Here is a 14652-nt window from a genome sequence, read left to right as displayed (position 1 = left end):
CTAAATACAAAAAAACGGTCAACCGCTCACATTTAAACCAAAAGGTCAATTTAAGCCGGTTTAAAGCCCCAAAATGCGCATTTAATCAACAAAAAAGCCCGGATATAAAATATTCGGGCTTTCGCTCAACGTACTAACCTATCGCTACTGATGCGCAACGATAGACTCACCATCAAGATCCAAGGTAATCGGCTTACCCGGGAGCAGCTTGCCAGACAATATTTGCTGCGCCAGCGGGTTTTCGATCAGTTGCTGGATAGCACGCTTCAACGGACGGGCTCCGTACACCGGGTCAAAACCGATTTTACCCAGCATCTCCAGCGCAGGTTCAGTAATCGTCACGCTATAGCCCCGCTCTTCCAGTCGCTGGTACAGACGGTGCAGTTGAATCTGGGCAATTGACGTAATGTGCTCCCGGCCTAACGGATGGAAGACCACGACTTCATCAATACGGTTAATGAACTCAGGGCGGAAGTGATGATTAACGACATTCATCACCATATCGCGCATCTGGCCATAGCTCATCTCGCCGAACCGTTCCTGGATCAGGTCCGACCCCAAGTTGGATGTCATGATGACCACCGTGTTGCGGAAGTCCACCGTACGCCCCTGTCCGTCGGTCAAGCGACCATCGTCCAGCACCTGCAGCAGGATATTGAAGACATCAGGATGTGCCTTTTCCACTTCATCCAGCAAAATTACAGAATAAGGCCGACGTCTTACCGCTTCCGTGAGGTATCCCCCTTCTTCATAGCCGACATATCCCGGGGCGCCCCCACTAAACGCGATACCGAATGTTTTTCCATAAATTCGGACATATCGATACGCACCATCGCGTCGTCGCTATCGAAGAGGAATTTCGCCAGCGTTTTACACAGCTCTGTTTTACCTACCCCTGTCGGCCCCAGGAAAAGGAATGAACCAATAGGACGATTGGGATCGGCCAGTCCTGCACGGCTGCGTCGGATAGAGTTCGCCACCGCTTCTACCGCTTCGTTCTGTCCAATCACGCGCTGGTGCAGTTCATCTTCCATTCTCAGCAGTTTTTCGCGTTCGCCTTCCAGCATTCTCGATACCGGAATGCCCGTCGCGCGCGCCAATACTTCGGCGATTTCAGTGTCCGTTACCTTATTACGCAACAAACGCATGGTTTTACCTTCGGACTGCGTAGCCACCGCCAGCTGTTTTTCCAACTCCGGTATCTTGCCGTACTGCAATTCCGACATTTGACCCAAGTCGCCCTGTCGACGCGCCTGTTCCAACTCAATTTTGGCTTGTTCCAGCGCCGCCTTGATGTTCTGTGTCCCCGTTAACGAAGCTTTTTCTCCCTTCCACTCTTCTTCCAGCTTCGAGTAGTCCCGCTCTTTCTCTTCCAGCTCGGTATTCAGGATCTCAAGCCGCTTCAGGCTGGCGTCATCAGACTCTTTCTTCAGCGCCTGCTGTTCAAGCTTCAGCTGGATGATGCGTCGGTCTAAACGGTCCAGCGCCTCAGGCTTCGAATCGATTTGCATACGGATGCTGGATGCCGCCTCGTCGATCAAGTCAATCGCCTTGTCCGGCAGCTTACGGTCTGCGATATAACGATGGGACAACGTCGCTGCAGCCACGATTGCCGGGTCCGTGATTTGAACATGATGATGCAGCTCGTAACGCTCTTTCAGCCCGCGCAAAATCGCGATGGTATCTTCCACCGTCGGTTCGGCCACAAACACTTTCTGGAAGCGACGCTCTAACGCAGCGTCTTTCTCTATGTACTGACGGTATTCGTCCAGCGTGGTTGCCCCGACGCAGTGCAACTCACCGCGCGCCAAGGCAGGCTTCAGCATATTGCCCGCATCCATCGCGCCGTCAGCTTTACCCGCGCCCACCATCGTATGCAGTTCATCAATAAACAGGATGACGCTGCCTTCCTGTTTAGAAAGATCATTCAATACGCCTTTTAAGCGCTCTTCAAACTCGCCGCGGAATTTGGCGCCCGCCACCAGCGATCCCATATCCAGCGCCAGCACACGTTTGTTCTTCAGGCCTTCCGGCACTTCACCATTCACGATACGCTGCGCCAGCCCTTCCACGATGGCCGTTTTACCAACCCCTGGCTCACCAATGAGTACCGGGTTGTTTTTGGTTCTGCGTTGCAGTACCTGAATAGTGCGGCGAATTTCTTCATCACGACCAATAACAGGATCCAACTTGCCCTGTTCGGCACGTTCGGTTAAATCGATCGTGAATTTTTTCAGAGCCTGGCGCTGATCTTCAGCCCCTTGTTCGTTCACGTTTTCTCCTCCACGGATTTGGTCGATCGCTTTGGTCACGCTATCCATATTGGCGCCGGCGTTCTTTAATAGATCCGTCAACGTGCTCCGCGCTTCCAGCGCCGCCAGAACAAACAGTTCCGACGATATAAAGGTGTCACCCCTTTTCTGAGCCAGCTTGTCGCAAAGATTTAATGTCCGTACCAATTCATTGGATGGCTGTACATCGCCTCCGGTCCCTTCAACCTGCGGGAGACGGCTTAACGCCTGCTCAATCTCTTGTTTCAGATGAGCGACATTCACGCCAGCTGCGGTTAACAGCGGGCTGACCGTGCTTCCTTCCTGATTTAAAAGGGCACTCATTAAATGCAGTGGTTCGATAAATTGATTGTCTCGACCGAGAGCGAGAGATTGGGCATCAGCGAGGGCAAGCTGGAACTTATTAGTAAGACGATCCAGACGCATAACTCCTCCGATTTATACTGAACAAATGTGCTACTGGAGATTAGATGAGGCCTCGCCCCAAATTTTCAAGATGATTTGTCAGTAATAATAGTAGGAATCACGTTGTACGTGCTGGACCGCCCTCATTCAAAAGGTTATATCAGCCAGATCAAACTTGCCATTCGACCGGTTACGCCGTCGCGGCGATAGGAGAAGAATTGTTGCGGATGGCTGACCGTACAATGTTCGCCGCCATAAATCCGGCTGACGCCCGCAGCGCGCAGTCGCCGTCGGGCTAGCTGAAATATATCGGCCAGGTACTTATCATCGTCACGAGGGACAAACGCGTGCGCCGCTGCGGGGTCGTTCGCTATAAACGCCTTCCGCACCTCAGCGCCGACTTCGAATTGCTGCGGTCCAATTGCGGGGCCGAGCCACGCCATAATTTCTGATGGCGACGCTCGAAAAGCCCGCAGCGTCTGTTCCAGCACACCGGCCTGCAAGCCTCGCCACCCCGCATGCGCCGCCGCAACCTCAGTCCCCTTCAACGAACAAAACAGTACCGGCAAGCAATCGGCCGTCATGACCGCACACACCCTGTCTGGCCGCGAAGTATAGACAGCATCCCCTGTCGACGCTGGAGTCGCATCGTCGAGATCGACGACCTGAGTACCGTGTACCTGATTCAACCAATGCGGCTGCGCGGGCAGTGTGCCGCCTGCCACCAACCGACGCCTATTTTCCGCCACGTGGGCGCTGTCATCGCCTACGTGGTCGCCGAGATTAAGAGAAGCATAGGGGTCGCTGCTGCATCCGCCCTGACGGGTGGTGGAACAGGCGCGGATGGACGCTGGCGCGGGCCAGTCGGGCTGAATCAGCATATTTTCACCAGTCCAGTTGATCCTTGAACTCTTCGGTATCCGCTTTCAGTGCAGCGACTAAATCCACCATATCCTGCGGCAACGCCGCATGCCACTCCATCTGAATACCGGTGACGGGGTGGTACAGTCTCAGCATGGTGGCGTGGAGCGCCTGACGGTCGAAGCCGCGCAGCACGCTGATGAATTCGTCCGAAGCGCCTTTCGGCGGACGGGGACGACCGCCATACAGCGGATCGCCGACCAGCGGGTGTGCGATATGCGACATATGAACGCGAATCTGGTGGGTTCTTCCCGTTTCCAGACGAAGTCTCAACCGGGTATGAGCACGGAAATGCTCCATAATCCGGTAATGTGTGACCGCCGGTTTGCCCATCGGATGCACGGCCATGTGCGTGCGTTTTGTTGGATGACGCGCAATAGGCTCTTCCACCATGCCGCCCGCCGTCATATTACCGATCGCCACGGCTTCATATTCACGCGTGATTTCTCGCGCCTGCAACGACTCCACCAACCGAGTCTGCGCCGGCACGGTTTTGGCGACCACCATCAGCCCGGTTGTGTCTTTATCCAGCCGATGAACGATGCCGGCACGCGGCACATCGACAATCTCGGGATAATAATGAAGCAGTGCATTCAGCACGGTGCCGTCCGGATTGCCCGCGCCCGGATGAACGACCAGGCCTCGCGGCTTGTTGATGACCAGAATATCCTGATCTTCGTAGACGATATCCAGCGGGATCGCCTGAGGCTCCCAGCGGGCTTCCTCTTCGATCAACGCGTCGACGGCAATCGTTTCGCCTCCCAGCACCTTCTCTTTCGGTTTATCAATCACGGTGCCATTCACCTGCACGCGCTGGTCCAGAATCCACTCTTTTAAGCGAGAACGTGAATAATCAGGGAACAATTCGGCCAAAGCCTGATCTAAACGTTGTCCGAGTTGCGATTCGGCCACCGTTGCGGTGAGTTGTACTTGTTGTGCCATAGTATGCCGCTTCTTTTACGTTGGGTTTTAACGGCGATGCCGTATAAAATCATGTACCATTGTAGCTGGTCTTCATCGGGAGCTTAACGGACAGTTTCCCGTAAAAAACACTCTGAGGATAATCAAAACGTCATGACGCGTATGAAATATCTGGTGGCTGCTGCCACGTTGAGCCTGGTGCTGGCGGGTTGTTCCAGCACCAAGGATGCGGTTCCAGACCGTCCACCTGCCGAGCTTTACGCCACCGCGCAGGAGAAATTGCAGGAGGGCAACTTTAAGGCAGCCATTACGCAGTTGGAAGCGTTGGATAACCGTTATCCATTCGGCCCTTATTCCCAGCAGGTTCAGCTTGACCTGATCTACGCCTACTATAAATCCGCCGAGTTACCGTTAGCTCAGGCATCCATCGACCGTTTCCTGCGTTTGAACCCCACGAGTCCCAATGTGGATTACGTGTTGTACATGCGCGGATTAACCAACATGGCGTTAGATGACAGTGCGTTGCAGGGGTTCTTCGGTGTAGATCGTTCAGACCGCGATCCGCAGTACGCCCGCGCCGCCTTCAAGGCATTCAGCCAACTGGCGGAGGGCTATCCTCGCAGCCTGTATGTGACCGATGCCGGCAAACGTCTGGCGTTTCTGAAAGAGCGTTTGGCGAAGTATGAACTTTCGGTCGCGCAATATTACACGAAACGCGGCGCGTATGTCGCGGTGGTTAATCGTGTTGAGCAGATGCTGAAAGACTACCCGGATACGCAGGCCACGCGTACGGCTCTGCCGCTGATGGAAAATGCGTATCGCCAGATGCAGCTGACCGGAGAAGCCGACAAAGTCGCGAAGCTGATCTCGGCTAATCAAGCCTGATCGAGCGCGTTCGAAAGGATTACACAACGGCAGCTTAGGCTGCCTTTTTTATGCCTAATGCCAGTTGGGCAAAACCATGCCAGGCGGCAAATCCTAAAAATTTTGGCATAGCGCCCTATCACTGACAAGGCTTGGGATAGCTCCCCCAAAACTCGATCACAAATCGAACAACCATTCTGATATATGACAAAAAAAAGACTTAAAACCCTGCCATTTTAGCCATCTCGGGGTATGCTGAAATTATCCAAGACGGACAAGGCAGAGAGGTAAACGTTTATGGCTATCAACATTACCAGTAAGCAAATGGATATCACCCCGGCAATACGCAAGCATGTCGAAGACCGTCTCACCAAGCTGGACAAGTGGCAAACCAGCCTAATCAATCCACATATTATCCTGTCTAAAGAGCCCAAAGGCTTTGTGGCTGACGCCACCATTGGCACCCCGAACGGACCGCTGGTCGCAAGCGCAAAACACGAAGATATGTATGCTGCGGTCAACGAACTTATCGCCAAGCTTGAAAGGCAGTTGAACAAGGTTCAGCATAAAGGCGAAGCGCGTCGTGCAGACACGTGCCTTAAAGACATCGCGCCGCTACCGACCTCGGAAGAGTAATTTCCGTCTTCGGACCGTGATGTTGTTAACGCGCCGAAAGGCGCGTTTTTTATTGACAGGATGAAAAGGCAGTCGTTAACCTAGCCCCATCAACCGTCAGGATTTCATTAATGACACGCCACTCATTGTTCTTCGTATTCTTCTTTTTCTTCCCCCGCTGGGGGGGCGATTGGTCGTGTGAGTAAGAATACGAAGACGAACAAAAAGCCTCCTGAAAACAGGAGGCTTTTTTTGTTCTGGACAGCAAACAGGGTAAAGCAAAATGACCGACAATCCATTATTGGCACTGCGCGACCGCATCAGCGCACTGGATTTACAGCTGCTGGAGCTTCTGGCTCAACGACGAGAACTGGCTCTGGACGTGGCCCGCGCGAAGCAAACCACGCATCGTCCAATCAGGGATAAAGAGCGTGAACGCGACCTGCTGGCGCGCCTGGTAGAAGCGGGCAAAAAGTATCAACTCGATGGTCACTACATCACCCGGCTGTTCCAGCTGATCATCGAGGACTCCGTGCTGACCCAGCAGGCTCTGCTCCAACAGCACCTGAATCAAACCGGCGCACTCTCGGCTCGTGTAGCGTTCCTCGGTCCTAAAGGCTCCTATTCCCACCTGGCCGCCCGTCAATACACCGCGCGTCACTTCGACCAGATAATCGAATGCGGCTGCCAGAAATTTCAGGATATTTTCACAACGGTTGAGAATGGCCACGCAGATTACGGCGTTTTGCCGATCGAAAACACCAGCTCGGGATCGATTAACGACGTCTACGATCTGCTGCAACACACAGGATTGTCGATCGTGGGCGAACTTTCCAACCCGATCGACCATTGCGTGTTGGTGGCTACAGAGACTCAGCTTGACCAGATCCAAACCGTTTATAGCCATCCTCAGCCGTTCCAGCAATGCAGCCATTTCATTAATCGCTTCCCGCAGTGGAAAATCGAATATTGCGAAAGCAGCGCCGCCGCGATGGCGAAAGTGGCCGAGCTGAACTCTCCTCACGCCGCTGCGCTGGGGAGTGAAGCCGGAGGCACGCTCTACAATCTGCAGGTGTTAGAGCACAACCTGGCGAACCAGACACAAAACTACACCCGCTTCATCGTACTGGCTCGCAAGCAAATCGACGTAGCAGAACAGGTTCCGGCTAAAACCACGTTGATTATGGCGACCGGCCAGCAATCCGGCGCGCTGGTCGAAGCGCTGCAGGTTCTGCGGGATCAAGGCATTATCATGACCAAATTGGAGTCTCGTCCTATCCACGGTAACCCGTGGGAAGAGATGTTTTACATTGATGTCCAGGCAAACCTGCGCAGTAAGCCAATGCAGAAAGCCATCCATGAACTCACGGCGATCACTCGTTCGCTGAAAGTCCTCGGCTGCTACCCTAGCGAAAATGTCGTCCCTGTCGATTTGGGCGGTTAAACACAGACGCCGCCATTTCCATAAGGAGATGGCGGCGCGAGAGTTCTTGCTGATGAAGGGTTAGCGGATATCGTTGGCCTGTCGCAACAGCGTGCGGCTTTCGCTCATAAAGCGCCGAGAATAGTCGCCGAACCAATGCTCTACTTTCTTAAAACTGTTGATAAATGCCGTTTTATCGCCATTCTCTAAAAGCGCAATCGCTTTGCCGAACCGCTCGTAATAACGCTTGATCAAAGCTAGGTTATTGCCGGATGACATGATGATGTCCGCGTAAAGCTGCGGATCCTGGGCAAACAGCCGCCCCACCATCGCGAGCTCCAGACGATAGATGGGTGATGACAACGCCAGCAATTGTTCGATCTGAACGTTCTCTTCCGTCAGATGTAACCCGTATACAAACGTCGTGAAATGGCGCAACGCCTGAATGAAGGTCATGTTCTGATCGTGCTCGACCGCGCTAATGCGGTGCAGACGCGCGCCCCAGACACGAATCTGTTCCAACAACCACTGATAGGCTTCCGGTTGGCGTCCATCGCAGTAGACCACAACCTGCTTGGCCAGACTGCCGGTATCCGGGCCGAACATCGGGTGCAGCCCCACGACCGGTCCCTGATGCACGGCCAGCATCGCCTGCAGCGGACCATTTTTGACCGACGCTAAATCCACCAGCAGGCAGTCCCCCGGTAGCGGGGGCAGTTGGGCAATCACCTGCTCGGTAAGATGAATCGGTACGCTGACAATCACCATTCCCGCATCCGCCAGCAGTTCGTTCGCCCGAGGCCAGTCCTCCTGTTCCAGTATTTTGACCTGGTAACCGGAAAGGGTCAGCATTTTATCGAACATGCGTCCCATCTGACCGCGACCGCCGATAATAACGACCGACCGCAGTGAAGGGTTCAATCTTTTAAACCCTTTGTCATTTTCGCTGGAATAGGATTCACGCATGACACGCCGCAACACATCTTCAATCAAAGAAGGAGGAACCCCTAAGGCTTCGGCCTCCTTTCGACGAGAAGCCAGCATATCCGCTTCCCGGTCTGGCGCATAAATCGGTAATCCATAGTGACTTTTGACTTCGCCCACTTCTGCGACGAGTTTTAACCGCCGAGACAACAATGCCAATAGTGCCTGATCTACCTCGTCAATCTGATCACGTAACGCGGTCAGTTCAGCGGTCATCTACTCTTCTCCTTACTGATGGGTGCGTATCGCGCCAAGATCCTGGTGCACCGATCGCAATAACGATTCTGTCTTTTCCCAACTAATGCAGGCATCCGTGACAGATACACCATAATGCATCTGGGAACGCGGCTGTTCGGAAGACTGGCTGCCTTCATTCAGGTGGCTCTCCAGCATCAGGCCGATGATGGAACGATTGCCGGCTTTGAGCTGCTCCACGGCAGACTCCACCACCAGCGGCTGGCGACGATAATCTTTGTTCGAATTCCCGTGGCTACAATCTATCATCAGCGCCGGTTTCAGTCCCGCATCGCGCATCTGTTTTTCACATTCCGCCACGTCTTCGGCACTGTAGTTCGGCCTTTTTCCGCCGCGCAAGATGACATGTCCGTCCGTGTTCCCCTGAGTGTGCAGCAGACAAACCTGACCGCTTTGGTTGATCCCCATAAAGCGGTGCGCCATCGAGGCGGCCTTCATGGCATTGATGGCCGTGCCGAGGCTGCCATCCGTACCATTCTTGAATCCAACCGGCATGGAAAGCCCGGAAGCCATCTCACGGTGCGTCTGCGACTCCGTGGTTCTCGCGCCGATAGCCGACCAACTGAAAAGGTCGCCCAGGTATTGCGGGCTATTGGGATCCAGCGCTTCCGTCGCCAGAGGAAGGCCGATATTCACCAGCTTCAGCAGCAGATCGCGCGCTACGTGCAGACCCGCTTCCATATCGCACGAACCGTCCATATGCGGATCGTTAATCAATCCTTTCCAGCCGACGGTGGTGCGGGGTTTTTCGAAGTAAACGCGCATGACGATATAGAGCCTGTCGCTCAGCTCTGCCGACAAAGACTGCAATCTCCGGGCATACTCCAGCGCGGCATCGGTGTCATGGATGGAACAAGGACCGCACACAATCAGCAACCGGTCATCCCGACCGTGGATAATATCCGCCACGGCTTGTCGGGAGCGAGAAATCGCCTGCTGAGCCTCGTCACTCAGAGGAAACTTCGCTTTCAATTCATCCGGAGTAATCAATATCTGCTCTTCAACGATATTGACGTTATTAAGCGCGTCTTTCTGCAAGTTCATGGTCCTGTCCCTTATGCTGTACCTGTGCGGTGATGATGCTGAATACTCAATTCGGGTCACAGTATCACAAGGTGTAAATGTTTAAAACCACGACATGTAAAGTTATAATTACCCTTATAAGCCGCGTGAAGTACGGGGTGGAATGAGTATTTTCGCTTCAGAAAGTATGACCCATATTACCATCTCGTCACGAAGTCACGCTCAATGTGAGAGACCGACAGACTGAGGTTTTTGGCTTTCTCCAATTCCCTGAAATGACAAAAAGCACAATGAATTCATACAAAAACAAGAAAACCCACGAATAAAGCGCTGCATTCACCACCTTAAGTTCAAAACTGCGCTTAACATATCTCTCGTTAGATGAGCTAAGCCAAAGCGACAATCTCAAAGGGTAACCGGCAATCTAAACCCCTCCTAACTGTAAACTTAAAATTACACCCAATTATGGGTTTGTCATCGTTCAATACGCATCCAGTCAGCTAAGGCCGCATAAATTTAGCGAAAAACCGATGTGATAACGGATCGATTTGATTTAAGCGATTGCAAGGAGAGCACTGTCTTCAGGCTACACGGCTTCTGTCACATCAGATCCTGCTGTGACTGTTTCATGCCAACGTTACCGCATAGGGTCTTTGCCAGATAAACAGTCACATGAGAATTAATTTTTTTTCCAGTGGGTGGACACCGGGTTGATTACGGTGTTTCTCCCCTGAGTATAAGTGCCGTTCTGTTGGGCAATGGCTTCGCCAGTATCTACAATCGCGTTCTGAATAAACACGTTTTGTTTTTCTCCACGAACGAACGTTAACTGATGAAAGGCCGTTTTATTGCCCCAGTCACTGGAGGGTAGCGAAATGAAACGCACAGTGAAGGTTTCATCATCGAACTTGCCCTGCATGGAGTAAACACCATAGTGATTTTCACCCTGGGAGATTATTTTATAGACACTGTTGTCGTAATAGTAAATCTCGGCATCGGGGAACGGTTTTTTGTCATACATTTTACGATAATGCAGCACCTGCTTGATGGTGGGCTGACCGAAGCTGACGGTTAATTCTTTACCCTCCGCTGCGGTTGTCAGCCCGTCGGCATGAGCACTGTTCATAAGCATCAACAGACCTGCGGTTGCCGTTTTGATGACTTTCATTTCAACTCTCCTAGTCTGATTCTACAAATAATGTGCATCAACATGCTGAAACTACTCCATAAATTGGCACGACGCTAATTTATACGGTAGACAGAAGGTATTGATGCATAGATAGGGTAGACCGTAGTTACTTTTGAGACATCGCTATTCAGGCAGATTGAAGTCCACTAACAGCAGGCGATATAGCTCTTCCATACGGATGGCCACGTTCATCTGCCGCGTAGCCCATTCCGTGCATCTAAGCAGGGGTCCATGCGCGTTTTGTCAATAACAGTACGCCGGACGCCCGGCGACGATAACCTCACAACCTACACAGACATGGGCTTTCTGGCACGCCAGGGCATCATCGTTTTTATTTAAACGCTCAGGTAGGTATATAGTTAAAGGAAACGTTTAAACGAGTGTTCTTTGTTTTTCCTCTCATGCCGAAATAATCCCTCGCTATAAATCTCGCTGTCTAGATTACTTCTTATTGTTAAGAGGTGTGAATGTTATAGACTCACCATTCATCATATGGCATAAATCACCTGCGCTGTGGGGGTAATAAACTTATTAGCGCCATTCAAAGGACAAGCAGTATTGAAAAGGATTTAAAAATATGCCAATTAATAGCAAGTTAATTATCGCCTTTTTCTCTTTCTTCATGGTAGGTAACGTTCAAGCGACCGTATTTTCGTGCCCTGCAATAAATAAGATAAAACAAAATAAAGCTGACTCAGGCTATAGCTATAAAGCTAACGCCGGAGATAGCATGAAATGGACAGGGGAAAACCCTTATGCCGAAAAGAATGATCTGCAAAATATTTCATTCAAAGAGGCTTATATTCTCAACGTTAAAAACTTGATTGCTTGTGATTACGTGGGCCATGACAATGCTTCCGGTATGAGAATGTCCCTCACATTAAAACTGCCCGTAAAACCATTGGGTAAATATTGGCAAGATGAGAAGCAATCTGATGGCAGTGTGTTTATTCACTGCACTTCTTCATATCCAGAAGATTGCATTTTTAGCCAATAAAATTTCATTAATAGCGAGTTGCTGAGATCCGTAACTCGCTATTATGGTCAAAGAAAGTTATACACCCCAAACCTGATAGTTTCTTCTCCCAACTATTCATTCAACGCCTCAAACCGTCTCTGCAACGGCATCACCTCATTCCTCATAAAGCCCCTGCTCGCCTTCTCCACATCCTCAAGTACGCCAGCGTGGTGACGCTAGCCGACTGGAAATTGAGGTGAAGGCCTATCCGGATAGCCTGCTGACCGCATTTTTATCAGCCACGCAACCCCACCGTGAAACCGTCGATATCGATCGCTACCTTCCTGTCAGCGTTCCGCAACCGTGGCCGCAGGCAACCTGATGGACGGACGTGCCTGCCTGATACCGAAGCCAGTGAAAAACGGCGCATTTAACGATTGATCGCTGATACCGATCGAAATGGAAAAATTGATCTGTATAAACGTTTATAAAACAAACAGCTCTGATGTCATTATGCGTCTGCACACTAAAAATACATGCCGACACCTGGGAAAATTAAACCGCCGATTTGGCGGTTTTTTCGTGGCATATCGTTCATTTACATAACTATAAGTTGCGCATAGACTATCCGCGCTTCACAGGGATAGATCTGTTTACAGGGAATGAAAAATGCTAATCACCAAGCGTCTGGATGAACTTACCCCAGATGAATTTACGCGTATCTTATCGCCCGAAAAAGGCAGTGCGCTGGATGCCAAAACCGTCGTATTAGGCTCGAAGGAACACGCCTGTTGTTCGTTAAACGCGGGAACCTTAGACATCAATGCCAGCCGCGACTTTTCCAACACCGTCCAAAACGCCTACGCCCGCGCCAAGGTCAACGCCCCGGCGCAAAAAGCGGGCTGGGGGTTTGCGCCCCGACCGGCTACGCCGCGAACCGAACCCGAGCCGACACTTAAAGTCACCGAAGTGACCGACACTACCAGTGCGACGCGTATCCATGTCCCCGTACTGGTATATCAGTCGCCGCGTAAACCCGGTTTTAACGCTGACGGCAGCCCGGCTGCGGATATGACCTATGGCGACATGACCGAAGAAGAAATCAAAGCCATACCAAACTTTGGCCATCTGCCTCTCTTCGCGAAGGACGGTTATTTATTTGGCTTCGATTCACCGACCATCAACTTTATAAAATTTAGGGTGATGGCGGCGACGTTGTTCTCTTCCGGGGATTTAAGAAACGTTATTCTCGCGATGATTGCTAAATTTGAAAAAAATGAAGGGGGGGAGTTTAGCCACCCCGCGTTGACGCGAGCTGACCGCGCACACCCGAAAACGCAGCGTTTCATTAAAATGTTACTGGATGGTATCAACAAAAACATCACCATGAATAATGGTGAAATTAACACACCAAATTTAGATAATTGGATGGAGAGGTATGAGTATGTTGATGCTAACAACATCAAAAGAAAGCTACTTCCTCCGGCATTCAATACAGCGGAAGACAAATGGCTGGGATGGTGGAACGGGGGGCTGACAATCACGGTTAATGACGTATGGGGTGCTAAAGCGGAAATTGTCGAATTTGACCGTTGTGGGCGTTTCTATAAAGGAAAGGTACGCGTAACTTTTTACGACCATTTCGGCTTGGATATTCCAGATATTGGTCCCGACCCGTCGGATGGTTCAATAAAATCTTATAGCGCATTGGGGGGATTTCGATCCTGGTTTATTTTGCAACACCTGGACCGTTTCGGATATAAACCTTTTATAACCGTGATGGAAATGGATTATCCCATTAAGGGAACGCTATGAAGTTGACCTTTGCTTTTCTGGTGATGAATTACTTATTACTCATCATCGGCCGTTTATACCAGTTCGACGACAGCACGTTCCTGTGGACGTATTACTCCACCATGTTGCCGCTGATCTGGCTTATTGCCCCAATATGCATCATCGTATTTTTACGCCGTCGCTTCCGGCAGAAATGGATTTACATTGGCAGCACGCTGGCGCTTCATGTCTTTATGACGGTATGGATCAATTATATTGGTGACATTTCCGCAAAGTTTACCTTCGGAAAGCCAGCCATTTACCCAAGTCAAATGGGCCACTTTGTAGTTGTCAATCCACCGCAAGGGCAGCAGGCTTTGATTGACCTGATAATGAAGTACTTTGAACAGCATCCCTTTGACAAAACGGAAGAGGAATATTACACCAACTTTTATCGCCGCAGCGTGGATACACCCATTAATGGCAAAATTACACTAACTCATTGGTGGGATCAGTCACCCACAGGTCCCGATCCACGTTATATAGACACTTTTGATTATAGCATCGCGTCCTTCGCGTCTTTTAATCGTTATAAAACGGGAAAACCGCGTAATACCCTAAGCATATGGTTAAATGGCGACTATGGTTATAAATGTGAGAAGAATGAAACTACGATAGTCATTATAGAGCCTAATAAACCCCAAGACCCCACCTGTGACTAACCCCCGCTAGGCAAAAAACAGAGCGACGCTGAGCACCTCTTTCAGCGCCGCTTTGATATTCGGCAGCGGATCGGTATGCAGGGGGATCGCCTGCTCCGCCTGCCGATGTACCGCCATCCAGCCGTCATCGTTGAATACCGCATAGCTATCAACCGGACAGTGATTCAGATTGCCGATGCATCCAGCATGCTAACACCACTTAAGCTATTGTTTATTATGGTGGTATTTGCCTACAGTAACGAATTGCTACTGGGATTCAAGTTCTTACCCAAAAAACGTTTGGGTAAGATACTGATCTGTCCCTAAAA

At 51.0% G+C, this 14652-nt stretch carries 12 protein-coding genes, 1 pseudogene and 1 other annotated feature; of the genes and pseudogenes, 7 read left to right on the top strand and 6 right to left on the bottom strand.

Annotated features, from left to right (window positions below):
- Positions 1–144: 144 nt before the first annotated feature.
- The 3 genes and pseudogenes from clpB to rluD form a co-directional block, all read right to left on the bottom strand.
- Positions 145–2717 (bottom strand): annotated as a pseudogene (gene clpB, locus AU511_RS15485) (ATP-dependent chaperone ClpB).
- A 134-nt stretch (positions 2718–2851) separates the two neighbouring features.
- On the bottom strand, positions 2852–3577 hold the full coding sequence (gene yfiH, locus AU511_RS15480) for a purine nucleoside phosphorylase YfiH (RefSeq protein WP_094110217.1): 726 nt from the start codon (positions 3575–3577) through the stop codon (positions 2852–2854).
- A 4-nt stretch (positions 3578–3581) separates the two neighbouring features.
- Positions 3582–4559, bottom strand: coding sequence for a 23S rRNA pseudouridine(1911/1915/1917) synthase RluD (gene rluD / locus AU511_RS15475; RefSeq protein WP_026739726.1), 978 nt, complete (start codon positions 4557–4559; stop codon positions 3582–3584).
- A gap of 132 nt (positions 4560–4691) precedes the next feature.
- Here rluD and bamD point away from each other — a divergent pair, with 132 nt between their 5' ends.
- The 3 genes from bamD (at position 4692) to pheA (ending at position 7461) form a co-directional block, all read left to right on the top strand.
- A complete protein-coding gene (gene bamD / locus AU511_RS15465) occupies positions 4692–5423 on the top strand; it encodes an outer membrane protein assembly factor BamD (RefSeq protein ID WP_026739727.1) in 732 nt (243 codons plus the stop codon).
- Between the two features lie 276 nt (positions 5424–5699).
- Entirely contained in the window at positions 5700–6038 is a 339-nt protein-coding gene (raiA, locus tag AU511_RS15460) for a ribosome-associated translation inhibitor RaiA (RefSeq protein WP_094110216.1), read from the top strand.
- A 109-nt stretch (positions 6039–6147) separates the two neighbouring features.
- Positions 6148–6273: a sequence feature (Phe leader region), on the top strand.
- A 27-nt stretch (positions 6274–6300) separates the two neighbouring features.
- A complete protein-coding gene (gene pheA, locus AU511_RS15455; protein WP_094102200.1) occupies positions 6301–7461 on the top strand; it encodes a bifunctional chorismate mutase/prephenate dehydratase in 1161 nt (386 codons plus the stop codon).
- 60 nt (positions 7462–7521) lie between these two features.
- Here the strand turns inward: pheA and tyrA are convergent, their stop codons facing one another.
- From tyrA to AU511_RS15440, 3 genes are all read right to left on the bottom strand, one after another.
- The gene (tyrA, locus tag AU511_RS15450) at positions 7522–8640 is read right to left on the bottom strand and encodes a bifunctional chorismate mutase/prephenate dehydrogenase (RefSeq protein WP_094110215.1); all 1119 of its coding nucleotides are present in this window, start codon (positions 8638–8640) and stop codon (positions 7522–7524) included.
- A 12-nt stretch (positions 8641–8652) separates the two neighbouring features.
- Positions 8653–9717 carry a 3-deoxy-7-phosphoheptulonate synthase gene (locus tag AU511_RS15445; protein WP_094110218.1) on the bottom strand — a complete coding sequence of 355 codons (1065 nt, stop codon included), beginning with the start codon at positions 9715–9717 and terminating at the stop codon, positions 8653–8655.
- A gap of 664 nt (positions 9718–10381) precedes the next feature.
- A complete protein-coding gene (locus tag AU511_RS15440; protein WP_094110214.1) occupies positions 10382–10870 on the bottom strand; it encodes a hypothetical protein in 489 nt (162 codons plus the stop codon).
- A 598-nt stretch (positions 10871–11468) separates the two neighbouring features.
- On the opposite strand from AU511_RS15440, the gene AU511_RS15435 reads away from it, so the two are divergent.
- The 4 genes from AU511_RS15435 to AU511_RS15420 all read left to right on the top strand — a co-directional run bounded on the left by AU511_RS15435 (position 11469) and on the right by AU511_RS15420 (position 14344).
- Positions 11469–11888 carry a DUF3757 domain-containing protein gene (locus AU511_RS15435; protein ID WP_094110213.1) on the top strand — a complete coding sequence of 140 codons (420 nt, stop codon included), beginning with the start codon at positions 11469–11471 and terminating at the stop codon, positions 11886–11888.
- Between the two features lie 217 nt (positions 11889–12105).
- A complete protein-coding gene (locus tag AU511_RS17900; protein ID WP_276207169.1) occupies positions 12106–12231 on the top strand; it encodes a hypothetical protein in 126 nt (41 codons plus the stop codon).
- Between the two features lie 287 nt (positions 12232–12518).
- Positions 12519–13664: a DUF3289 family protein gene (locus AU511_RS15425; RefSeq protein ID WP_094110212.1), complete on the top strand. Its 1146-nt coding sequence runs from the start codon at positions 12519–12521 to the stop codon at positions 13662–13664.
- Complete coding sequence (locus AU511_RS15420) at positions 13661–14344, top strand: hypothetical protein (protein ID WP_094110211.1); 684 nt, start codon at positions 13661–13663, stop codon at positions 14342–14344. The genes AU511_RS15425 and AU511_RS15420 overlap by 4 nt, the downstream gene beginning before the upstream one ends.
- Positions 14345–14652: the final 308 nt, after the last annotated feature.

It is taken from the genome of Lonsdalea iberica, from assembly GCF_002111585.1.
GTDB lineage: Bacteria > Pseudomonadota > Gammaproteobacteria > Enterobacterales > Enterobacteriaceae > Lonsdalea > Lonsdalea iberica.
Note: the sequence above shows the minus strand (reverse complement) of the source record. Positions and strands in the feature narration are given on the sequence as shown.